Origin of the sequence: Kutzneria kofuensis, assembly GCF_014203355.1 — a bacterium.
GTDB lineage: Bacteria > Actinomycetota > Actinomycetes > Mycobacteriales > Pseudonocardiaceae > Kutzneria > Kutzneria kofuensis.
Genome location: NZ_JACHIR010000001.1, coordinates 1,775,242 through 1,797,987 on the forward strand (window position 1 = coordinate 1,775,242; position 22,746 = coordinate 1,797,987).

The following is a 22,746-nucleotide window of genomic DNA, read 5'->3' on the forward strand; positions in this document are numbered from 1 at the left end:
CGGGCAGTCAGCGCTTGGTGATCATCTCGCGGGCCAGGGTGGCCGCGCCGACGATGCCGGCGTCGTCGCCGAGCTGGGCGGTGCGGATGCGGGCCAGCGGCCGGAAGCCGGAGCCGGTGACGACGGCGGCATAGTGCTCGCGGGCGTCGTCGAGGAACAGCGGCGCCGACTCGGACACGCCGCCGCCGATCACCACGACCTCGGGGTCGTAGACGTCGGCGACGAGGGCCAGCCCCTCCCCCAGCCACTTGGCCAGCTCGGCCAGCGCGCGCTGGGCGATGGGGTCGCCGTCGCGGGCCGCCCCGGAGACCTTCCGCCCGGTGACCCGCTGCGGATCGCCGGCGGCCTCACGGGCCAGCACGGTCGACGCGCCGGGGTGCTTGGCCATCAGCTCGACGGCGGTCGCGCTCAGCGCGGTGCCGCTGCAATACCGCTCCCAGCAGCCCTTCTTGCCGCACGGGCACGGCCGCCCGTTCGGCACGACCCGCAGGTGTCCCAGCTCCGGCGCGACCCCGTAGGCGCCACGGAACACCTCGCCGTCGACCAGCAGCGCCCCGCCGATGCCGGTGCCCAGGGCGACCATGACCGCGACCTTCGCGCCACGGGCGGCCCCGAACCGGTGCTCGGCGAGCGCCGCGGCGTTCGCGTCGTGCTCCAACACGACGGGAAGCCCGAGCCGCTGCCGCATCGCCTTGGCCACGGGCGAGTCCCGCCACGCCAGGTGCGGCGCGAACCGCACCGACATCCGGTCCTCGGTGACGAAGCCGGCGACGGCCAGGCCGACAGCGCTGATCTTGTGCCGTGCCGACAACTCCTCGACGGCGCAGGCGATCGCGTCCTCCAGCGGCGCGCCGCCGCTGGGCGTGGGCGCACGCGTCGTGTCGAGGACGGCACCCCTGGGATCAACGACGCCCGCTCGAACACTGGTCCCGCCGACGTCGATGCCGACGGTCAGCAAGGTTCCTGCCCGCGCCGGCGGACGGTGATCTTCTGCACGCGTGGCGGCGTCGGCTGCTCGTCGGCCTGCGGCGGCGCGCCGCGCTCCTGCTGCACGGCCATCCGCAGCACCGTGAGCAGGCCGGCGGCGTGCTCGGCGGCGCGGGCGGCCAGCTCGGAGCGTTCGCCCCTGAGCACGGCCGCGACGGCGCAGACGGGGCACCAGTCGCAGGTGGTCGGCTCGTGGTCGGCGCTGTCGGCGACGATCCGCTGCAGGTACGGCTCGGCCTTCTCGGCCAGGGCGTCGATCAGCAGCCGCAGTTCCTCGGCGATCCTGTCCTGGCTCACCGTATCCACAACCTTGGATCCGGTTCGAAGTCGACGAGCAGGCCGCCGTCGACGATCTCGGCCCCGGTCACCTCGCACCGGCGCAGCGCCGCCGGCAGCGCGACCAGCCGCCGCCGGCCGTCGACGGTGATCGCCAGCTCGTCGTCGACCCGGGCCAGGTCCAGGTCGGCGTCGACGTCCAGCGGGAACGACACCCTCAGCTGATACCCCGTCTCCGACGCGCCAACCGACAGCAGCGGCTCCGTCGACGCCGTCGACACGGCCAGCGGGTCACCGTCCGGGTAGAGCTCGCCGGCCAGTTCCAGCAGCGCCGGCACGCCGACCGGCTCGCACGCCCGGTAGCCGACCGTCTGCACCGGCACCTCGGCCGCGCGCAACTCCGCCAGCACCGCGTCCTGTTCGGCCCGTCGGGTGCGCAGCCAGTTCGCCGCCGCGCCACGACCGGTTCCAGCATCGGGCAGCAGCCGGTTGGCGACCAGACCGTCAACGCGAATCCCTTGCAGCGCAAGGGCTGTCAGCGTGCGGCGAGTCTCGGCGGCGACGACCCGTTCCGGCGTGAGCACCAGTCGGACGCTGGTCCGCTCCTGGTCGACGAGCAGCGAGCGCACCGCCTCCAGGTGCTCCGCGAGCCGTCCGATCGCGTCCGCGGCGGCATCCCAGCGGGCCGGCGCCGAGCTGCCGGCGACCCCGGCGAGCAGGCCCCGGACCACGCGCCGGTGCGTCGGGAACAGGCGCTCCAGGTAGCTGCCGACCGCCTCCGGCAACGCCAGCAGGCGCAGCGTCTCCGCCGTCGGTCCACAGTCGACGATCACCGCGTCCCACGGGCCGGTGGTGGCCAGCCGGTGCACCTCGGCCAGCGCCAACAGCTCCTCGACGCCCGGCAGCGCCGTCAACTCCTCCGCCGCCAGCTCGTCGATGCCCGCGCCGGCCAGCAGCGTGCGCAGGTGGCCGCGCATCTCCTCCCAGGCGCCGTCCACCAGCCGCCGGGTGTCGATCTGCGCGCCGAACAGCCCCGTGTCCAGTTCGGACGGTCGCGGGCCGAGCTCGTGCCCGAACGCGTCGGCCAGCGAGTGCGCCGGATCCGTGGACACCACCAGCGCCTTGCGGCCGGCGGCCACCGTGGCGGCGGCCGTCGCCGCGGCAAGGGTGGTCTTGCCGACCCCGCCCTTGCCGGTGAACAGCAGGACCCGCACGCTCAGCTCAGGCCCTCGACGCGGCGCTTCAGCTCCTTGAGCGCGGTGTCCATGACCACCTTCTCCGCCTTGCGGCGGAGCATGCCGATCATCGGGATGCCCAGCTCCACCGACAGCGTGTAGGTCACCTTGGTGCCGCCCGCGCCCGGTTCCAGCACGTAGCTGCCGCGCTGCGACTTCTGCATCTGCCCCTTGACCAGGTGCCAGCTGACCGAGTTGTCCGCCCACTTGTACTCGAGCGTGTACTCGTCCTTGATCACGCCCTGGTCCAGCTGGAAGCGCACCTGCTCGGCGCGACCGTCGGCGCCGGTGGACAGCACCTCGGTCGTCTTCATCGCGTTCGCCCATTCCGGGTACGCGGCGAAATCCGCGATCACATCCAGGATCCGCGCCGGCTCGGCGTCGATCACGATGGACTGGGTGGACTCGTCGGCCATGCGCGCAGGTTACCCGTACTCAGAACCGCAGCACGTACGGCGTGCCCGTCCGCTGGAAGTGGCCGACGTTCACGCACTCGGTGCGGCCCACCCGCGTCCGGCGGGCCAGCGGCTGGTGCACGTGACCGAACACCGACCAGCGGGGCCGGGCCCGGTGGATCAGCCCCAGCACGCTCGTCGACCCCAGCTCCGGCCGGCGGGCCACCACGTCGTAGGTCAGGTCCGGGATCGCCGGCGGCACGTGCGAGCAGAGCAGGTCGATGTCGTCCGGCAGGGCGTCGGTCGCCGCCTTGAAGTCGCGCTCGTACCGCAGGTAGGGCCGCCAGACGCCGTTGTCGCGCAGCACCGCGTCGTCCGGCAGCAGCGCCCCGCCCACGAACCCCGCCTTCAGGCCGCCGATCATCGTCGTCTCGCCGTCCAGGATGTGGACGCCGTCGTTCGCGAACTCCGGCCACAGGTCGGGCGCGTCGACGTTGCCCGGCGTCGCGTAGGTCGGGACCGTCATCGCCGTGAACAGCTTCTTGTACTGGTCCCGGATCGCCTCCCGGACCACCGCCGCCGCGTCCGTGCCCAGCTGCGTCCACATGCCCCGGACGAACGCGATCGACTCCGGCGTGCGCGGGCCGCGGCGGTACCTCGCGAACTCCGCCACCTTCTCCGCCCCGAAGATCGCGCCCATGATCCCCGAGCCGTGGTCGTGGTAGTCGACGAAGTCGAGCAGGTCGCCCAGCACGATCAGGGCGTCCGCGCCGACGCAGGCGCGGGCCAGGGCCTCGGCATTTCCATGGACGTCTGACACCACGTGAACCCGCACGCGACAACCCTACGGCCTGGCCCGGCACCCCCGGCTGCTTCACGTGAGTGGCTTACTTGGCCCGCGACACCAGGCCGCGGTGCACGTGAGTGGCTCACTTTGGCTCCTGGGGCCACGTGAGTGGCTCACTTGCCTCGACAGCTCAGGGGTGGAGGGCACATGAGTGGCTCAGGTTGCTCCTGGGGCCACGTGAGTGGCTCACTTGCCTCGACGGCGCAGGGGTGGAGGGCACATGAGTGGCTCAGGTTGCTCCTGGGGCGAAGTAAGCCACTCACGTACGTCAGGGGGCGACGCCGGGGGCGCGGCCGTCTTCGAGTTCCCGCTTCAGGCCCAGGGCGATGGTCTTGGCGGCGATCTGCCGGGTGCGGATGGCGGCGAGCTGGTCCTTCGCGCGTGTGAACGGGGTGGGCGGGTCGGCGCGGAGGAAATAGTGCAGGAGCGTGCCGTCCAGGACCGGCTCCAGCCAGACCTCCATGGTGCCGGTGAGCGCCCCCTGCACGGTCCAGCGGATGCCGGCGTCGCCGCGGTCGACGTAGACTGAAAGCCGCAGGTCAGGCCAGAAACGGGACCAGTTGGAACGGTCGGAGAAGACGGCGGCGACGGCCGCCGGCGGCACTACGAGGAAGGTCTCGTCGACGACGTCAACCGCGGGCATGGCGGGCAGCGTGCCACCGGTCTGGTGTTGACATCAAACGGCACGCTAGGTTTCCTCGCCAGTAACATCTGTGACTTCCGGAGGTTGACGTGCGCGAGTTCAGCGTTCCCGCCACCGCCGCGGTGGCCGAGGACGAGAACCTCACCGACATGGTGCAGGCGAACGCCGAGCGCTTCGCCACGGCGATCGGTCTCCGGCGGCGGGTCGACGGCACCTGGGTGGACGTGACGACCCGGCAGTTCGCCGACGAGGTGTCCGCGGTGGCGAAGGGCCTGGTCGCGGCGGGTCTGCAGCCCGGCGACCGGGTGGGCCTGATGTCCAAGACCCGCTACGAGTGGACGCTGCTGGACTTCGCGATCTGGTCGGCGGGCCTGGTCTCGGTCCCGATCTACGAGACGTCGTCGGCGGACCAGGTGCAGTGGATCCTGTCCGACTCGGGCGCGAAGGCGGCGGTCGTGGAGACGACGGCCCACCGCGCGGCGCTGGACAGTGTGGCCGGCGGGCTGCCCGAGCTGGGCAACATCTGGCAGATCGACAGTGACTCGGGTCACGACGCGGTGGAGGAACTGACCGCCAAGGGCCGCGACATCACGGACGACCAGCTGCGCGCGGCGCGCAAGGGCGTCAAGGCCTCGGACACGGCGACCCTCATCTACACCTCGGGCACGACGGGCCGGCCGAAGGGCTGCGAGCTCACGCACAGCAACCTGCTGTCCGAGGTGCGCTCGGCGATGGCGGCGTTCCCGGAGCTGATGCAGCCGGGCCACTCGGTGCTGCTGTTCCTGCCGCTGGCGCACGTGCTGGCCCGCGTGATCGCGCTGTGCTCGGTCTACGCCCGCACCACGCTCGGTCACACCCCGGACGTCCGCAACCTGGTGGCCGACCTGGCCTCGTTCCGCCCGGACTTCGTGCTGGCGGTGCCGCGCGTGTTCGAGAAGGTCTACAACACGGCCAAGCAGAAGGCGCACGCCGAGGGCAAGGGCCGCATCTTCGACGCGGCCGAGCAGACGGCGGTGGCCTACAGCCAGGCGCTGGACAAGGGCAGCGTGGGTCTGGGCCTGAAGATCAAGCACACAGTGTTCGACCGCCTGGTGTACAGCCGGCTGCGGGCGGCGCTGGGCGGCCGCTGCGACGCGGCGGTCTCCGGCGGCGCGCCGCTGGGCGAGCGCCTGGCGCACTTCTTCCGCGGCATCGGCGTGCCGGTGCTGGAGGGCTACGGCCTGACCGAAACGAGCGCGGCGGCCTGCGTGAACGTGCGGGCGGCGTTCAAGGTCGGCACGGTCGGCCGCCCGGTCGCCGGCACCGCGGTCCGGATCGCCGACGACGGCGAGATCCTGATCAAGGGCTCGATCGTGTTCCGCGGCTACTGGAACAACGCCGAGGCCACCGCCCAGGCGCTGTCCGACGGCTGGTTCCACACCGGCGACATCGGCGAGCTCGACGACGAGGGCTTCCTGAGGATCACCGGCCGGAAGAAGGAGATCATCGTCACGGCCGGCGGCAAGAACGTCTCGCCGGCGGTGCTGGAGGACCGGCTGCGGGTGCACCCGCTGATCAGCCAGTGCATGGTCGTCGGCGACAAGCAGCCGTTCATCGGCGTGCTGATCACCATCGACCCGGAGTTCTTCCCGGCCTGGCTGTCGGCCAACAACAAGCCGGCCGACGCCTCCGTGGCCAGCATGGTCGACGACCCGGACCTGAAGGCCGAGATCCAGTCCGCGATCGACGACGCGAACAAGGCCGTGTCCAAGGCCGAGTCGATCCGCAAGTTCCGGATCCTGCCGGTGGACTTCACCGAGGCCGGCGGCGAGATGACGCCGAGCCTGAAGCTGCGCCGCAACGTCGTCGCCAAGACCTACGCCGAGGACATCGCGCTGATCTACGCGAAGTAGCCCGGACATGACGGGTGGCCCGCGAGCGGTGCTCGCGGGCCACCCGACCCCCAGTGTCGCGGGCGCGATGCCGGCTTCCCCACGCATCCCGGCTCGTGCCAACGGTCCCGGTCCTTCCCCCAGACCGGCACTCGCTCCAGCTTTCACGACTCCGCTCACGTATCGCTGTCGCGGCCACTGCGGGATTCGGTCCGCGCCCGCATGGATTAGCCTGCCGACATGCTGGCAGGCAGTCCTCGGTTCCGGCTGCTGGGCCCGTTGCAGGTGCTCGTCGACGGCCGCGAGGTCGCGGTGTCCGCGGCCAAGCACCGAACGCTCCTCGCGTGTCTGCTCCTGAAAGCCAACAATCCGGTCGCAACGGACGAGATCATCGCCCGCCTGTGGGATGACAGGCCGCCGCCCGGCGCCCGGGCCACGGTACGGGCCTACGTGATGCGGCTGCGCAACCTGCTCGCTTCTCCCGACACCATCCGCACCACTCCCACCGGCTACCTGATCCGCGTCGAGCCGAACCAGCTCGACCTGTTGCGGGTGCGCGAGCTGGTGGCCGAGCCCGACGGCGTACGCGAGGCGTGGGCGCTGTGGCGCGGGCCGGCCCTGGCCGACGTTCCCTCGGACTCCCTGCACCACACGGAGGGCCCGGCGCTCGAGGAGCTGCGGCTGCACGTGTTGACCCGCCGCGTCGATCTGGACCTTGCCGAGGGCCGTCACGTCGAGGTGTGCGCCGAACTGGTGGGCGCGGTCTCCGAGCATCCGCTGCACGAGCGCCTCGCCGGCCAGCTGATGCTCGCGCTGTACCGCAGCGGCCGCGCCGCCGAGGCGTTGGCGCACTACACGGAGCTGCGCCGACGGCTGGCCGAGGACCTCGGGACGGATCCCGGCCCGGAGATCCGGCGCCTGCACCAGCAGATCTTGACCAACGACCGGGCGCTGTCGCTGTCGTCCGGGCCGGCCACGGCCCGAGTGCCGCGCCAACTGCCGGCCACGCCTCGCCGGTTCACCGGGCGCACGCGTGAACTGGCCGTGCTCGACGGCGGCGGCGCCTTCGTCATCTCGGCGATCGGCGGCGTGGGCGGCGTCGGCAAGACGTGGTTGGCGCTGCACTGGGCGCACCGCAACCTGCACCGCTTCCCCGACGGCCAGCTCTACGTGAACCTCCGCGGCTTCGACCCGGCCGGCCCGCCGACGGATCCGTCGGCGGCCCTGCGCTCCTTCCTGGCGGCGCTCGGTGTCGAACCCGGCGCGATCCCGCCCGAGTTGGCCGCGCAGAGCGGGCTGTACCGGAGCCTGGTGGCGGACAAGCGCGTGCTCGTCGTGCTGGACAACGCGCTTGACAGCGAACAGGTGCTCCCGCTGCTGCCCGGTGGCGACAGCTGCACGACGGTGATCACCAGCCGCAACCGGCTCGCCGCACTGGTCGTCAACCACGGTGCGACGCTGGTGAGCCTGGACGCCCTCGCCGACGCGGAGGCCCGCCAGCTGCTGGTGGCCTGGCTCGGGACCGAACGGATCGACGCCGAGCCGGCCGCGGTGGCGGAGCTGGTCGACCGCTGCGGCGGCCTGCCCCTGGCGCTGGGCATCGTGGCGGCCCGAGCCTTGGCCGACCCCCACATCCCGCTGGCCGAGACGGCACGCCAGCTACGCGTCGGCGCCGTGTTGGACGTGCTCGACGGCGGCGAGCTCGGCGTGAACCTCCGGGCGGTGTTCGACTGCTCCTATCGGGCCCTGTCGCCGTCGGCGGCGGAGCTGTTCCGGTTGCTGGCCGTCGCGCCGGGCACGGACATCAGCCTGACCGCGATGCGCAGCCTCGCCGGGCACGACGTGGTGGAGCTGGACGAACTGGAGCGCGCTCACCTCGTGCAGCGGTCGGGGGATCGCTTCCGTATGCACGACCTGGTCCGGCACTACGCCGCCGAACGGGCCGCCGGCACCGACACCGCGGCGGCGCTGCACCGGCTGGTCGACTTCTACTTGCAGACCCTGCGGACCCGGATGGCGGTGCTCAGGCCGAATCGGCCTGCGATGGAGCACCCGGAGCCGGTCGACGGCTGTGTGCCGGAGCCGATCCCGGACCGGCCGTCGGCGATGGCGTGGTTCGCGGCCGAGCAGGCCAACGTCCGCGCGGCCCAGGAGCTGGCCGCGGAGTTCGGCTGGCACCGCCATGTCTGGTTGATCGCCTGGTACCAGAACATCAACGACTACGACTTCGGCCTGCTCCGCGAGGAACTGGCCTCCTGGCGGCTGGCGCTGGCCGCGACGCGGCGCATGGGCCGGACGCCGCTGGTGATCAAGGCCCACCACATGCTCGGTCTCGCGCACACCCAGTTGGGCGAGGTTCCCGACGCGCTGCGGCACCTGCGGCAGGCGCTCGAACTGGCCGAGGAAACCGGTGACCTCGCCGAGCAGGCACGCGTCCATCGTGGCCTGTCGTGGGTGTACGAGCGCGAGGGCGACGACCACACCGCACTGCGGCATGCCCTGCGCAACCACGAGATCCTCGCGACGTTCGGGGATCCGGTCCGGGAGGGCCGGGCGCTGAACGCCGTCGGGTGGTACCGCGCCCGCACCGGCGACCACGTCCAGGCCCAGGCGGCCTGCCGGCGCGCCCTCGAACTGCTCGACGGGACGGACGACAGCGAGGGCCGGGCGGCGACGCTCGACAGCCTCGGGCTGATCGCGCACGGGATGGGCGACAGCGACCGGGCGCTCGCCCATCTCGGCCGGGCGCTGACGATCTTCCGCGACCTGGGCAATCTCTACCAGGAGGCGGACACCCTGACCACCATCGGCGACGTGCACCGGACGCTCGGCGTCCCGGCCGAGAGCCGCCGGGCCTGGCAGCGGGCTCTCGACCTGTACCGGGCCCAGCACCGCACGGCGAAGGCCGACCTGGTCGAGCGTCGGCTCAGGGACTTGGCGGGCGACGGCCGTCGATGAGGGCGGCCAGTTTCGTGGCGCGGTCGTCCCAACGCCACGAGGTCGCCGTCCACTCGCGCCCGGCGGCGCCCATCTTCGCCGCCAGGTCGCGGTTGAGCAGCAGGTCGCCGAGCACGGTCGCCAGGCCGGAGCGCTCGACGACGTGCCCGGTGACGCCTTCCCGCACGGTTTCCGGTGCGCCGCCGGCATTTCCGGCGATGACCGGCAAACCGGTCGCCGCCGCCTCCAGGTAGACCAGGCCCAACCCCTCGACGTCGAGGCCACGGGCGAGCGTGCGGCACGGCATCGCGAACACGTCGCCGGCGGCGTAGTACGCCGGCAGCTCCTCGGCGTGCACCTCGCCGACGAACACCACGCTCCGGCCGACGGCGTCGGCGAGGGTGCTGAGCCGGCCGCCGTCGGGGCCGTCGCCGACGAGCAGCAGCGTGGCGTCCGGCACCCGCTCACGGATCTTCGGCATCGCCCGGATCAGGTCGTCCTGCCCCTTGCGCCGCACGAGCCGTGACACGCACACGATCACCGGCCGGTCGGACAGGCCGTGCCGGGCGCGGATGAACTCACGGGCGGCGGCGTCAGGCTTGAACACGTTGATGTCGACGCCGGCCGGCAGGTGCTCCAGCGCGGCGCGAGGGCCGAAGGCAGGGGCGATACGGGAGCGCGTGAACCGGCTGACGAAGGTCACCACGTCCGCGGTGTCGCCGATGCGGCGCAACGCCTGCCGCGCGCCGGGCAGCATCGACCAGCCGACCTCGTGGCCGTGCGAGCTGGCGATGATGTGGTCGACCGGCAGGTGCGGCCCCAGCAGCCCCAGCGGCGCCGCCGCGCCGAACCACACGGCGTCGCAGCGCTCGCCACGCAGCACAGCCGTCACCCGCCGCTGCACGTCCGGTGTCGGCAGCAGCAGCGGGTCGGGATGGCGCACCACCTGGAACGGTTGCCGGCCGTCGAACGCCTCGCTGCCCGACCACGCCGGGGCATACACCACCAGGTCGCCGCCGAGCAGGTTGGCGAGCGCGTGCAGGTAGTACTGGATGCCCCCGGGGCGTGGCGGGAAGTCGTTGGTCACCAGCAACGTCCTGCGCACCCGGCAACGTTACCCGGCCGGCCCGGACAAGATCAGAACTTCCGCCGCAGGTAGTCCTGCCAGCCGGCGATCAGCCCGGCCCGGTCCACGCCGAGCACGTCGTGCAGCTGCGCGCCGACGTCGGCCTTCGGGCTGCCGCCGGCGATGCGCAGGTAGAGCGTGACGAGCGCGTGCTGGCCGAAGGTGTCGGCGATGAACGAGGTCAGCGTCCACGCCTCGTCGTAGGCGAGGTTGATCTTGTCGCCGTCGGCGGCGAAGTCGCCGTTGGACGGCAGGTCGGTCGGCGGCGTGCCGTTGCGCTCCAGCTCGGCGACGTCGGCCGCGGCGACCGGCAGCGGGATGCCGCTGTCCCGGTAGCCGACGTAGTTGGCGAAGCCCTCCAGCATCCACATCGGCGTGCCGTCCACGGTGTAGCCGCGGGCGGCGATGTGCGTCATCTCGTGCCGCAGCACCACCCGCAGCGACGCCACCGGCATCTTGGTCGCGTTGTCGGGGTTCAACACCACGCGCTGCCCGATGGCGGTGTGGTTGCCGTTGTCGACACGGTCGGCGACGGCGACCGCGGCGATGGAGTCCACCGCGAACTCGGGGCCCACGAACGCCTTCAGCTCGTCGGTGGAGTCCGGCACCAGCACGGCGACCTCACGCGGCCACGGCTGGTCCCACACCGCGCTCACGGCGGCCACGTCCGAGTCCAGCTCGCCGGCGATCCGCCGGCCGAGGTCGGCGTCGTCGGGATGGGTGAGCACCAGCCCGGACTTGGCCCGCAGCGCCGTCACGGGGCCGAAGTCCCACGGCCCGCGCCAGGTGTTGCGCGACGTCAACGTGTCCGAGGCCAGGAACCATCTCGTGCCGTGCCGCGAGAACAGGTAGCCCATCGGCTTGCTGGTCGGATCGCGGTCCACGCCGGCCAGCGCGTAGTTGAGCTGCACCTCGGGCGCCCACAGCTCCTCGGCCGGGAACGCGCCCTTGGGCACCGTGACCACGTCGGTCGGATCGAGGTCGTAGGACCAAACGGACAGCGGCACGTCGGCGAGATTGTCGAACATCGCCGCCTGGGCGTCACGGAACTGCGGCGTCGCCCTCGGATCGATCGTGGCCAGGAACGCCTGGCGATCCCGGTGCAGCACCGCCGCCGCGCGGCTGCGCAGCAGCGCCGTCACCTCGCTGTCGCCGGTCTGCGACAACGGTGGCGCGCCCTGGCCCGTCGGGCTGCCCGTGGACGGGGCGGCCGGACCCGGCCCGGTGGCGGGCTGCCCGACGAGCAGAACCACGCCACCGAACAGCGTCACGGCGATCGCCGCGACCAGCCATGCCCTGAACCGGGCCGTTCCGGTCACGGGGCCAGATGGTAGACCTCAGCCGACGTAGCGCTTGGCACCGAAGTAGTTCGACATCACCGACAGCGGCACGACCTTCACCGTCTCGCCCTGCGTCGGCGCGTGCACCATCTCCGTCGGGCTGACCATCATGCCGACGTGGTAGATGTTCGACGCCGTGCTGCCGAAGAACACCAGGTCACCGGCCTGGAGCGCGTCACGGGAGACGGACCTGCCCGGGCCGTACTGGGCAGCCGCCGAGCGCGGGATGCTGATGCCGGCCTGGGCCCAGGCCCACTGCATCAGGCCGGAGCAGTCGAAACCGACGTCCTTGGTCTCGCCGCCCCACTGGTAGGGCACGCCGCGCTGGCTCAGCGCCGCCTGCATGGCGGTGCCGGCGGCGCCGGCCGGACCGATGAACGTGCCCATGTTGCCGGCCGCGCCCAGGGCCTGCTTGGCAGCGTTGGACAGCTTGGCCACGGCGGCCTTGGCGTCGGCGACGGCCTTGTCCGCGGCGTCCTTCTTGGTCTGCAGGTCGGCGAGGATCTTCTGCGCCGCGTCGGTCGCCTCCTGCGCTTTCTTCTGCGCGTCCGCGGCCTTCGTCTTGGCGTCGGAAGCCTGCTTGACCGCGCCCTCGTAGGTGTCGAGCACGGCGGAGTTCTGCGCCGCCAGCATCTCCAGCGCGCTGGACTGGTCCAGGAAGTCCTGCGCGGACTTGCCGGTCAGCAGGGCGGAGAGCTGGGTGAACTGCGCGCCGTCGAACGCGGCCGCCGCGACCTGGTCGACCTGGCCGCGGAACTGCTCCTCCTTGGCCTGCGCCTCGGTCAGCTGCTTGCCGTACTTGTCGATGTCGGCGTTGGCCTTGGCCAGGTCGGCCTGCTTGGCCGCCAGGTCGTCCTTGGCCTTGAGGTACTCCTGCCCGATCTGGTCGGCCTGCTGGGTCTGCTGCTCGACCTGCTTCTGGGCGTCCTGCGCGGGGTCGGCCGCCGCCGCGCCCGGGTTGAGGCTCACCGCCACGGACACGGCCGAGAGGGCCACCGCACCACGCACCGCATGCTTGAGTCTGTTGGCCACCACGCCGTGGAGGGTACCGAGCGGGTGAACGCGCGAGGCCGGCACCCCTGACGGGTGCCGGCCTCGCGACGGTTGTCCCAGCTGGTCGGAATCAGCCCACGATGCGCTTGGCGCCGAAGATGTCCGAGCCGGAGTTGCCGATCGGCACGATCTTCACGACCTCACCCTCGGTCGGGGCGTGCACCACCTTGCCGGCGCCCACGTACATCGACACGTGGTGGATGTTGGACGCGGTGGAGCCGTAGAAGATGAGGTCACCCGGCTGCAGGGCGTCCAGCGAGACGGCCTTGCCCACGGTGTACTGCGCGGCGGCCGAGCGCGGCAGCTGGATGCCAGCCTTGGCGTAGGACCACAGCATCAGACCGGAGCAGTCGAAGCCGGGGTTCGGCGTGGTGCCGCCCCACACGTAGGGCACGCCGCGCTCGCCGACGGCCGCGTTCATCGCGGTGCCGGCCGCGCCGGGCGGACCGAGGAAGACGCCCGTGTCGCCGGCGCCCTTGAGCAGGCCCTTGGCCGCCGCGTCGAGCTGGTTGTAGATCGACTGCGCCTGGTCCTTGGCCTGGTCGGCGGCCTTCTTCTTGCCGTCCAGCTCGCCGAGGATCTTCTGCGCCGCGTCCGCGGCCTCCTGCGACTTCTTCTGCGCGTCCGCGGCCTTCGCCTTGGCGCTGTTGGCCGTCTTGATCGCGTTGTCGTAGCCGTCCATCACGGCGGCGTTCTGCTGCGCGAGGAACTGCAGCTCGCTGGACTGGTCCAGGAAGTCCTGGGCGGACTTGCCGGTCAGCAGCGCGGAGAGCTGGGTGAACTGGACACCGCTGTAGGCGGCCGACGCGAGCTGGTCGACCTGGCCCTGGTATTGGGTCTCCTTGGCCTTCGCGTCCTGGGCCTGCTGGGTGTAGGTCTGGATGTCCGCGGTGGCCTTGGCGACCTCGGCCTGCTTGGCCTTCAGGTCGTCCTGGGCGGCCAGGTAGGCCTGGTCGGCGACCTCCGCGGCCTTGCTGGCCGCGTCGAGCTGGGTCTTCGCGTCCTGGAGGTTGGACGGCGGATCGGCGACGGCGGACCCGGGGTTCAGGCCGACGACGGTGGCCACGGCCGATACGGCCAGAGCGCCCCGCATCACGTGCTTGAGTCGGTTCGACGCCACGTCGGTGGTGTCTCCTTCGAGGTAGTGCCCGTCAGGCGCTCGACCCCCCGACAGGTCGAAACAGACGGTGACCCCGCGTCGCCGGCCACGCCAGCCAGCTGGTCGCCGCGAGGTCTCGGGTAGGTTACGAAAAGAGGTGTCCGCCGTCCACCCGCCGTGACATTGGCGGCCGATGAGCGGTCGTGCTCACTCGTTCGGAGCATCTGGGCGGAGACAGCGTTGACCAGGCGTGAATCCCATTCGGCGCATTCGGTCGGCCGTTCGGCGAATCGGCAGGTCGGGAGGGGTTAACTCTTCACACCCGGACGAGTCGGGCCAGCAGCACCGCCGACGGCACCGGGTGCGCTCCACGGCGCCGCACCGAGTCCGCCACCGCGCGGTCCGACGTGACAACAACCACAGGCCGACCTTCGGGTTCCGCGGTCACCAGGGCTCTGATCACGTCGTCCGCGAGCACGCCCGGATCGGAGAACAGGACACGGACGCCGCGCGGCGCCGCCGAGGGCACCGCCACCACGCCCGCACCGTCGAAGACGACCGTGACCTCCGCCCCGGTCCTGGCCGCGAGCACCGCCATCTGGTGCACCAGCCGGTCACGCTGGTCGGACAGCGGCAACTCCGGATAGCCGGTCTTGGTCACGTTGTAGCCGTCCACGACCATGTGCACCGCCGGCAACGCCAGCAGGCGGTCCAGCGCCGCCGGGTCCTCGACCCGGCCGACCGTGCCCTGCGCCGCCGTCGCGCCGCGGACCATGTCCGCCGGGCGCGGGCCCTGGCCGCCGCCGATGGCCAGTTCGCGGCGCAGGCCCGTGACCGCGCCGTCCAGGGTGTCCACCAGCAGCGCCAGCCGGACCTCGTCGGCCTGGCGGGCCTCCCGGGCGGACTGCCGGGCGATCTCCGCGTCGTTCTCCGCGCGGCGGGCCTTCGCCCGCTCCGTCTCGGCCCGCTCGCGCTCCCGGTCCCGCTCCGCGATCAGCGACTTGACCTCGGCCAACGCCTCCGTGCGGACCTTCTCCGCCGCCGCCATCGCGTTGTCGGCGCGGTCGCGGGCCTCGCGCAGCTTCACGCCCTGTTCGCGCAGGCGCTTGCGCAGCCGCTCCAGCTCCGCGTCGCGTTCCTGGAGGACCTTCGCCTCCGCGCCCTGGTTCGCGTCCAGTTCGTCCCGTACGCGCTGGAGTTCCGCCTCCGCCCGCTGCGCCTTGAGTACGGCCGAGTCCCGCTCCGCCCGCAGCTGCCCCTCGCCGACCCGTCGCGCCACCAGTTCGACGAAGTGCACCGCCGTCGGTTCGCCCAGCAGCACCGCCGCGGCCGCCGCCGTCACCGGGTCCGGGGCCGTGCTGTCCAGCGCCGCCGGGCGGTGCTCGCGGCACCACTCCACCACCGCCGTACGGAAGGCGTGCGCGTCCCGTAGGCCCGCGATCAGCGCCGATGCCCCCAACCGGGCCCGCTTCGCCGGCGCGAACCGGGCAACCGCCTTCACCTGCTGCGGGATGTCCACCCGCGCCAGCGCCCCCACGGCGTCCGCGCTGATCTCGGCCAGCCGGGACCGCACCGGGTCCGGCAGCGCCGACCAGTCCACAGTGGACTGATCATCGCCACCGTCCACGGCGGACAGCTCGGGCCCCTGACCCGGCTCATCGGCTTCGGCTGACGCGGACACCCCCACAGGCTAGTGTGTGCCGGCCCGCGCGGCTGACAGGGAACCGACCCACATCGCCAGGTTGTTACGGCAACAACACCGCAGGTCACCCACTTGGCCGTATTTTTGCCGCGCGTTCCGCGCGGGGCTCGGCCCCTCCGGGGCCTCGCACTCCCCTGCGTCGGGGGCACTCCCCCCACATCGGGACAAAAACTGTCAGGGGGTCCTGGCAGCATGCCGATCACCATGACCACCACTGCTGAAGACCTGGGGCAGCTGTCGTTCGACGAGCTGGGCACGCCGTTGCGGGAGACCACGTTCGTGGTGGTGGACCTGGAGACGACGGGCGGACGGCCGGGTGAGGACGCGATCACCGAGATCGGCGCGGTGAAGGTGCGGGGCGGGGAGGTGCTGGGCGAGTTCGCGACGCTGGTGAACCCGCGCCGGGGCATCCCGCCGGAGATCGTGCGGCTGACCGGCATCACGGAGGCGATGGTGTACACCGCGCCGCCGATCGACGAGGTGCTGCCGGCGTTCCTGGAGTTCGCGGCGGGCGCGGTGGTGGTGGCGCACAACGCGCCGTTCGACACGGGCTTTCTGCGGGCGGCGTGCTCTGAGCACGGCTACGCGTGGCCGAAGCCGGCGGTGTTGTGCACGGTGCGGCTGGCCCGCCGCGTGCTGTCACGGGACGAGGCGCCGAGCTGCCGGCTGTCGGCATTGGCGCAGCTGTTCCAGACGGAGACCACGCCGAACCACCGTGCCCTGGACGACGCCCGCGCGACGGTGGACGTGCTGCACGGGCTGTTGGAGCGGCTGGGCCCGGTGGGCGTGCAGTCGCTGGAGGAGCTGTTCGACTACCTGCCCGACGTGACACCCGCGCAGCGCCGGAAGCGCACGTTGGCGGCGCATCTGCCGTCGGAGCCGGGCGTGTACATGTTCCGCGGGCCGTCGGAGGAGGTGCTGTACGTCGGCACGGCCACGGACCTGCGCCGGCGCGTGCGGCAGTACTTCACCAGCAGCGAGAGCCGGGGCCGGATCAAGGAAATGGTCGCGCTGGCGGTGCGCGTGGATGCGGTGGTGTGCGCGCATTCGCTGGAGGCGGAGGTGCGTGAGCTGCGGTTGTTGACGGCACACAAGCCGCAGTACAACCGGAAGTCCCGTAACCAGCAGGGCGGCTGGTGGGTGACGCTCACCGACGAGGCTTTCCCGCGCCTGTCGATCGTCCGCCGCCCTCGCGACGGCGCACTGGGGCCGTTCCGTTCACGGCAGGGCGCGGAGACCGCCGCCACCGCGTTGAGCGATGCGACGGGCCTGCGCACGTGCAGCATGCGGATTCCCACGCAGGGCGCAAACGCCACTCCGTGCGCCCTGGCCGAGTTGGGCCGCTGCCGGGCGCCTTGCGCCGGTCGGCAGGACGTCGCCGACTACGGCCACGCCCCGGCGGCCGTCCGGGACCTCATCGCCGGCCGCGCCCTCACTCCGTTCGACAAGTTGGCCGCTCAGCTGGAGGAGTTGGCCCTGGCCGAACGCTTCGAGGAGGCCGCCATCCGTCGCGACCGCCTCGCCGACCTCGTCCGCGCCGTCGACCGCAGCCAACGCCTCGCCGCGTTAGCCGCGCTGCCGGAGCTCGTCGCCGCCCGCCCCGACGGCGCCGGCGGCTGGGAGTTCTCGGTGGTACGCCACGGCCGGCTCGCCTCCGCCGGCGTCGCGCGCCGCGGCGTACGCCCCATGCCGGTCGTCGACGCCCTCGTCGCCTCGGCCGAGACGGTCGTGCCCGGCGAAGGCCCACTCCGCGGCGCCCCGGCCGAGGAGACGGGCGTGGTGTTGCGCTGGCTCAACCGCCCCGGGACGAGGTTGGTCTACTGCGACACCCCGTGGTCCGAGCCGGCCAAGTCGGCGGCGGGGTGGCGGACCTGGGTGGATCGGGCGGTCGCGGGGAGAGCGACCTACGCGGGGCTCAACTGAGCCTGCGCACCATCTCCACTCCACCCGTGTACGGCTTGTAGCCCAAGCTCTCGTAGAGCGATCGGCCGTCCTCGGAGGCGTGCAGGTCGGACCGCCGCACCCCGAGGGCGTCGAGCCGCTCGACCAGGGCGGTGACGACCAGGCGCGCGAGGCCCCGGCGCCGCCAGGCCGGGTCGGTGCAGACGTTGTGCAGGTGGGCGGACGCCGTGGCGGTTTCGCCGGGGCGGGGCAGGTCGAGGCGGACGAAGGCGGCTGCGCAGGAGGCGAGTCCGCCGTCGGGGGCATCGATGACGGTGGCGATCAGGCCGGGGCCGCCGAGCTCGCGGCGGAAGACCTCGACACACGGCCGCTGCCAGTCGCCGACGGTGACGTCACGGCCCATGGCTTCGAACATGACGACCCGCAGCCGGACCAGCTCCTCGGCGTCGGCCGGGACGGCATCGCGAACCGTCATTGTGCGCAGCTCGTACGGCATCTTCCCCCCAGTCACATCAGTGTCGACGACCATCCTTGCCCTACGATCGGCACGTCGTCGAACCATTACAGGAGGTCCCGTCGTGATCACGGCGATCGTGTTGATCCAGGCCACCGCCGAGTCCATCCCGGAGGCCGCGCAGGCGATCGCGGACATCGACGGCGTGCAGGAGGTCTACTCCTGCGCCGGCGACGTCGACCTGATCGCACACGTGAAGGTGGCCAGGCACGAGGACCTCGCGGAGCTGGTGCCGGGCAAGATCAGCAAGGTGCCGGGCGTGCTGTCCACCGACACCCACATCGCCTTCCGCTCCTATTCCCGCCGCGACGCCGAGGAGTCCTTCTCGGTCGGCCTCGACTGACCCATCACGTCGTCGGCGCACAGCCGGCAACCCCCGCGTGTCCAGCCGGGCTTGACGGCTCCAGTCTTCGGTCCTGGCGGCCAGGACATGACAATGGCCCCGGTCTCTGCGAGACCGGGGCCATTGACAACCGTCAGGCGTCGGGCTGTTGGGGCTTGCCCGCCAGCTCCTTGTCCTGGTTGAGCTGGCTCTCGCCGGCCACCACGTTCGACCGGGTGTGCGCCTCCTTGCGGGCGCTCTCCAGCGCGGTGACCTCGTCGACCGGGTCCGGGCCCCAGAAGCCGCCGGCGACCGGCGCGCCCGCCGAGCCCAGCTTGTTCATCTTCTTCGGCACCGGCGCGCCCTGGTAGGCCAACTCGTGCGGGTGGCCGTGCTCGTCGACCGGGCCCAGCGGCTGGTGCAGCTCGATGAACTCACCGTGCGGCAGCCGCTTGATGATGCCGGTCTCGATGCCGTGCTCCAGCACCTCGCGGTCGGCCCGCTGCAGGCCGATGCAGATCCGGTAGGTCACCCAGTACACCAGCGGCGGCAGGATGAGCAGGCCGATGCGGCCCATCCAGGTGGTCGCGTTCAACGAGATGTCGAACTTGTCCGCGATGATGTCGTTGCCGCCGGACAGCAGGCAGACCATGAAGAACGTGATCGCCATCATGCCCAGGCTGGTGCGCACCGGCACGTCCCGCGGCCGCTGCAGCAGGTTGTGGTGCGCGGTGTCCTTGGTCAGCCGGCGCTCGATCCACGGGTAGACCGCGGCGATGCCGGTGAGCAGCGGCAGGCCCAGGATGAACGGCAGGAACGGCGCCGGGATCGTGAAGTTCCACGACCCACCGAGGTGGATGTACGCCTCCCAGGCCGGCCACAGACGCACCAGGCCGTCGGTCCAGCCCATGTACCAGTCCGGCTGCGAGCCGGCGGAGACCTGAGCCGGGTTGTACGGGCCGAAGTTCCAGATGGGGTTGATCTGGAACAGGCCGCTCATCAGCGCGATCACCGCGGTGACCAGGGCGAAGAAGCCGCCGCCCTTGGCCGCGAACACCGGCATGATGCGCACGCCGACGACGTTGCGCTCGGTCCGGCGCGGGCCGGGGAACTGGGTGTGCTTCTGGTACCACACCAGGCCCAGGTGCACGGCGATCAGCGCCAGGATCACGCCGGGCAGCAGCAGGATGTGCAGCGTGTAGATGCGCGGCACGATCACGTTGCCGGGGAACTCGCCGCCGAACAGCAGCCAGTCCACCCAGGTGCCCAGGACCGGGATCGACTCGATCAGGCCGAACATGACCCGCAGGCCGGTGCCGGAGAGCAGGTCGTCCGGCAGCGAGTAGCCGAAGAAGCCCTCGAGCGAGCCGATCATGAACAGCACGACGCCGATGACCCAGTTCACCTCACGCGGGCGCCGGAACGCGCCGGTGAAGAAGATCCGGAACATGTGGGCGACGATCGCCGACATGAACAGCAGCGCCGCCCAGTGGTGGATCTGCCGGACGAACAGGCCGCCGCGGACCTCGAACGACAGGTCCAGGGTCGAGGCGAAGGCCCGCGACATCTGGATGCCGCGCAGGTTGTCGAAGACGCCGTTGTAGGTGACCTCCTGCATGGAGGGGTCGAAGAACAGCGCCAGGTACGTGCCGGACAGCAGCAGCACGATGAAGCTGTACAGGGCGATCTCGCCGAGCAGGAAGGACCAGTGCGACGGGAAGACCTTGTTCAGCTGGCGACGCATGCCGGCGGCCAGGTGGTACCGGTCGTCGGCCCACTTCGCCGCGCCGCCCGCGATGCGTGTCGCCGTGTTGGCCGGCTTGGTCGGCGTCGTGATGCCGCTCATGAGTCACGCTCCCAGAACGCGGGGCCGATGGGCTCGATGAAGTCGCCGCGTGCCACGAAGTATCCGCTCTCGTCCACCTCGATGGGAAGCTGCGGCAGCGCGCGGGCGGCCGGGCCGAAGACCGGCTTGGCGTACTCGAACACGTCGAACTGCGACTGGTGGCACGGGCACAGCAGGCGGCCGGTCTGCTGCTCGTACAGCGAGGTCGGGCAGCCCAGGTGGGTGCAGATCTTCGAGTACGCGTAGTAGTCGCCGAAGTTGAAGTTCTCCTGGCCGGCCCGCTTGACCACGTTCTGGTCGGGCCGCAGCCGGATGAGCATGACCGGGTTGTCCGAGCGGTGCAGCGCCGCGGACAGCGCCTCCTCGTTGCCGCGCTCCGACTCGCGGAACGGGAACACCGTCTCGAAGCCGCCGGCGTCCAGGTCCTCCGGACGGATCAGCACGACCTCGCCGGCGTCACCGGTGTTGCGGCGCAGGTAGACCTTCTCGCCGGGGAAGCTCGGCTGCCAGCCGGTGTGCCAGAGCGAGTCCTTGGAGTTGGTGTCGGCGAACGGGTTCTTGAACAGCCCGCCCACCGGCAGCACGACCAGGCCCAGGCCCATCACGCCGGCCGCCGCGCCCGCGGTCCGCTTGACCAGCGAGCGGCGGGTGATGGTGCTGCGGTTACCGGCGTCGGCCAGCTCGGCCAGGATGGTCTCCTGGTCGATCTTGGACGACCCGCCGTCGTGGCGGTCCTGCACGGCCAGCTCGTGCGGGATGAACTTCTTGGTGTAGTTCAGCGCGCCGACGCCGAGGCCGAGAATGGTCAGGCCGAGCGTGACGCCGATCACCGGGGTGTACAGGCTGTACCAGAAGTAGCCGTCGGTGCCCGGCGCCTGGTAGTCCGCGGGCCACAGGATGAACGCCAGGATGAAGGCGAGGCCGGCAACCGCGGCCAGCAGGAACCAGTAGGCCACCCCGCGCTCGGCGCGCTTCTCTTCCTTGGTGCCCTTGACCGGCCACGGGTCCTCGTAGCTGATCAGCTCGACGCCGTCGAGCTTGGTGCCGAGCCGGACCAGCTCGTCCCGGTTCATGCTGTTCAGCTCTGCCTCGGTGGGCAGCTTCTCGTCGTGCTCGTCGCCGCTCATGCCTTCGATCCGATCCAGAGGGTCACGCCGACCAGCGCGGCGATGCCCACGATCCATCCGATGAGGCCCTCAGAGATCGGGCCGAGACCGCCGAGCGGGTTGCCGCCGGGGTTGTTGTTGCCATCGGTCACGGACTTGATGTACGCGATGATGTCCTTCTTCTCGTCCGGCGTGAGCTGCCGGTCGCCGAACACCGGCATGTTCTCCGGGCCGGTGAGCATCGCGGTGTAGATCTGGCTGGGCGTGACGCCGTCCAGCTCCGGCGCGTACTTGCCGGAGGACAGCGCGCCGCCGCGGCCGGTGAAGCTGTGGCAGTTCGCGCAGTTGAGGCGGAACAGCTCGCCGCCGCGCGACGGGTCGCCCGTGGACAGCTGCTCGTCCGTGGCGTCCGGCTTCTGCTTGCCGCCGCCGTTGGCCTGGATGAACGCGTCGAGGGCGTCGATCTGCTGCGGCGTGAACACCGGGGGCTTGCGCGCGGCCTCGGCGGTCTGCCCGCCGGACAGCGGCATGCGGCCGGTGGACAGCTGGAAGTAGGACGCCGCCGAGCCGACACCGATCAGGCTGGGCCCGCGGTCCTTGACGCCTTCCAGGTTCTTTCCGTGACAGGTGACGCAGCTGTTGTTGAACAGCTGCCGGCCCTGCTCGACGAGCGCGTTGGTGTCCGAGGCCTGCGCGGTCTGCGGGGCGGGGACCGCGACGGCGTACAGCGCGCCCGCGCCCAGCAGCGCGATCCCGAGCGCCAGCAGGCCGGAGACCCGGCGCTTGAGCTTGGACCGCGAGCGGGCGCGCTTACCCGCCGGGGCGGACGTACCCGCCGCGTCGGCGGGTGGCTTGGTGGTCATGGAGGGCAACCCTTGCTGTCAGTTCGGGGCTGGGTCAGGGAATGAGGTAGATCACGGCGAACAGGCCGATCCAGACGATGTCGACGAAGTGCCAGTAGTACGACACCACGATCGCCGAGGTCGCCTGCGCCGGCGTGAACTTGCTCAACCTCGTCCTGATGAGCAGGAAGATGAAGGCGATCAGGCCGCCGATCACGTGCAGCCCGTGGAAACCGGTCGCAAGGAAGAACACCGTGCCGAAGGCCGAGCTGGGGATGGTCGTCCCCTCCTCGACCAGCATCCGGTACTCGTTGGCCTGGCCCAGCACGAAGATCAGGCCCATCACGAAGGTCAGCACGTACCAGCGGCGCAGGCCGAAGACGTCGCCGCGCTCGGCGGCGAACACGCCCCACTGGCAGGTGACCGAGGAGAGCACCAGGATGATGGTGAACGGCAGCGCGTACGCCTTGTCCAGGTGCGTGGGCTCGGGCGGCCAGACGCCGGTGTTCTGGGCCTTCACGGTGAAGTACATCGCGAAGAGACCGGCGAAGAACATGAGCTCGCTGGACAGCCACACGATGGTGCCCACGCTGACCATGTTCGGGCGATTCAGCGAGTGCACCCGCTGAGCGATGGGGGGAGCTGCCGTTGTCACGGGTCGCATTATTGCCTGCGGTGGATCAGGCCGCCCGGTCGGGTGGGG

General features: G+C 71.4%; 20 protein-coding genes. 4 read left to right on the plus strand and 16 right to left on the minus strand.

Features of this window, described 5'->3' with window-relative positions; translation table 11 throughout:
• Positions 1-7: 7 nt before the first annotated feature.
• From BJ998_RS08085 to BJ998_RS08110, 6 genes are all read right to left on the minus strand, one after another.
• Complete coding sequence (locus BJ998_RS08085) at positions 8-943, minus strand: ROK family glucokinase (RefSeq protein WP_184868517.1); 936 nt, start codon at positions 941-943, stop codon at positions 8-10.
• Positions 944-951: 8 nt separating this feature from the next.
• Positions 952-1,284 carry a hypothetical protein gene (locus tag BJ998_RS08090; protein WP_312889991.1) on the minus strand — a complete coding sequence of 111 codons (333 nt, stop codon included), beginning with the start codon at positions 1,282-1,284 and terminating at the stop codon, positions 952-954.
• A complete protein-coding gene (locus BJ998_RS08095) occupies positions 1,281-2,477 on the minus strand; it encodes an ArsA family ATPase (RefSeq protein ID WP_184859910.1) in 1,197 nt (398 codons plus the stop codon). The genes BJ998_RS08090 and BJ998_RS08095 overlap by 4 nt, the downstream gene beginning before the upstream one ends.
• A gap of 2 nt (positions 2,478-2,479) precedes the next feature.
• A complete protein-coding gene (locus tag BJ998_RS08100) occupies positions 2,480-2,914 on the minus strand; it encodes an SRPBCC family protein (protein ID WP_184859912.1) in 435 nt (144 codons plus the stop codon).
• A gap of 19 nt (positions 2,915-2,933) precedes the next feature.
• Positions 2,934-3,728: a metallophosphoesterase family protein gene (locus tag BJ998_RS08105; RefSeq protein WP_184859914.1), complete on the minus strand. Its 795-nt coding sequence runs from the start codon at positions 3,726-3,728 to the stop codon at positions 2,934-2,936.
• A 280-nt stretch (positions 3,729-4,008) separates the two neighbouring features.
• A complete protein-coding gene (locus BJ998_RS08110; protein WP_184859916.1) occupies positions 4,009-4,383 on the minus strand; it encodes a polyketide cyclase / dehydrase and lipid transport in 375 nt (124 codons plus the stop codon).
• Between the two features lie 89 nt (positions 4,384-4,472).
• Here BJ998_RS08110 and BJ998_RS08115 point away from each other — a divergent pair, with 89 nt between their 5' ends.
• Entirely contained in the window at positions 4,473-6,275 is a 1,803-nt protein-coding gene (locus BJ998_RS08115) for an AMP-dependent synthetase/ligase (RefSeq protein WP_184859918.1), read from the plus strand.
• A gap of 219 nt (positions 6,276-6,494) precedes the next feature.
• Positions 6,495-9,212, plus strand: a complete 2,718-nt coding sequence (locus BJ998_RS08120; protein WP_184859920.1) for an AfsR/SARP family transcriptional regulator — start codon at positions 6,495-6,497, stop codon at positions 9,210-9,212.
• Here BJ998_RS08120 and BJ998_RS08125 read toward each other — a convergent pair.
• The 5 genes from BJ998_RS08125 to BJ998_RS08145 all read right to left on the minus strand — a co-directional run bounded on the left by BJ998_RS08125 (position 9,181) and on the right by BJ998_RS08145 (position 15,490).
• Positions 9,181-10,296 (minus strand): glycosyltransferase family 4 protein, encoded by a 1,116-nt coding sequence (locus tag BJ998_RS08125; RefSeq protein ID WP_184859922.1) that lies wholly within the window; start codon positions 10,294-10,296, stop codon positions 9,181-9,183. The two genes, BJ998_RS08120 and BJ998_RS08125, sit on opposite strands and share 32 nt — an antisense overlap.
• Before the next feature lie 32 nt (positions 10,297-10,328).
• Positions 10,329-11,636 (minus strand): peptidase MA family metallohydrolase, encoded by a 1,308-nt coding sequence (locus BJ998_RS08130; protein ID WP_184859924.1) that lies wholly within the window; start codon positions 11,634-11,636, stop codon positions 10,329-10,331.
• A gap of 18 nt (positions 11,637-11,654) precedes the next feature.
• A complete protein-coding gene (locus BJ998_RS49080) occupies positions 11,655-12,692 on the minus strand; it encodes a C40 family peptidase (RefSeq protein ID WP_184859926.1) in 1,038 nt (345 codons plus the stop codon).
• A gap of 88 nt (positions 12,693-12,780) precedes the next feature.
• Positions 12,781-13,830: a C40 family peptidase gene (locus BJ998_RS49085; protein WP_184859928.1), complete on the minus strand. Its 1,050-nt coding sequence runs from the start codon at positions 13,828-13,830 to the stop codon at positions 12,781-12,783.
• 295 nt (positions 13,831-14,125) lie between these two features.
• Complete coding sequence (locus BJ998_RS08145; RefSeq protein ID WP_376775850.1) at positions 14,126-15,490, minus strand: NYN domain-containing protein; 1,365 nt, start codon at positions 15,488-15,490, stop codon at positions 14,126-14,128.
• A gap of 225 nt (positions 15,491-15,715) precedes the next feature.
• Between BJ998_RS08145 and BJ998_RS08150 the strand changes: the two genes are divergently transcribed.
• Entirely contained in the window at positions 15,716-17,434 is a 1,719-nt protein-coding gene (locus tag BJ998_RS08150) for a DEDD exonuclease domain-containing protein (RefSeq protein ID WP_184859930.1), read from the plus strand.
• Here BJ998_RS08150 and BJ998_RS08155 read toward each other — a convergent pair.
• A complete protein-coding gene (locus tag BJ998_RS08155; protein ID WP_184859932.1) occupies positions 17,427-17,888 on the minus strand; it encodes a GNAT family N-acetyltransferase in 462 nt (153 codons plus the stop codon). The two genes, BJ998_RS08150 and BJ998_RS08155, sit on opposite strands and share 8 nt — an antisense overlap.
• 103 nt (positions 17,889-17,991) lie before the next feature.
• Here BJ998_RS08155 and BJ998_RS47230 point away from each other — a divergent pair, with 103 nt between their 5' ends.
• Positions 17,992-18,270 carry an Lrp/AsnC family transcriptional regulator gene (locus BJ998_RS47230; protein WP_184859934.1) on the plus strand — a complete coding sequence of 93 codons (279 nt, stop codon included), beginning with the start codon at positions 17,992-17,994 and terminating at the stop codon, positions 18,268-18,270.
• Between the two features lie 133 nt (positions 18,271-18,403).
• Here BJ998_RS47230 and qcrB read toward each other — a convergent pair whose 3' ends face one another.
• The 4 genes from qcrB to ctaE are packed head-to-tail and all read right to left on the minus strand — an operon-like array spanning position 18,404 to position 22,707.
• Positions 18,404-20,095, minus strand: coding sequence for a cytochrome bc1 complex cytochrome b subunit (gene qcrB / locus BJ998_RS08165; RefSeq protein ID WP_184859936.1), 1,692 nt, complete (start codon positions 20,093-20,095; stop codon positions 18,404-18,406).
• Positions 20,092-21,222 (minus strand): cytochrome bc1 complex Rieske iron-sulfur subunit, encoded by a 1,131-nt coding sequence (qcrA, locus tag BJ998_RS08170; RefSeq protein WP_184859938.1) that lies wholly within the window; start codon positions 21,220-21,222, stop codon positions 20,092-20,094. The genes qcrB and qcrA overlap by 4 nt, the downstream gene beginning before the upstream one ends.
• Entirely contained in the window at positions 21,219-22,064 is an 846-nt protein-coding gene (gene qcrC / locus BJ998_RS08175; protein WP_184859940.1) for a cytochrome bc1 complex diheme cytochrome c subunit, read from the minus strand. Before qcrC ends, qcrA begins: the two co-directional genes overlap by 4 nt.
• Positions 22,065-22,098: 34 nt before the next feature.
• Positions 22,099-22,707 (minus strand): aa3-type cytochrome oxidase subunit III, encoded by a 609-nt coding sequence (gene ctaE / locus BJ998_RS08180; RefSeq protein ID WP_184859942.1) that lies wholly within the window; start codon positions 22,705-22,707, stop codon positions 22,099-22,101.
• Positions 22,708-22,746 lie beyond the last annotated feature (39 nt).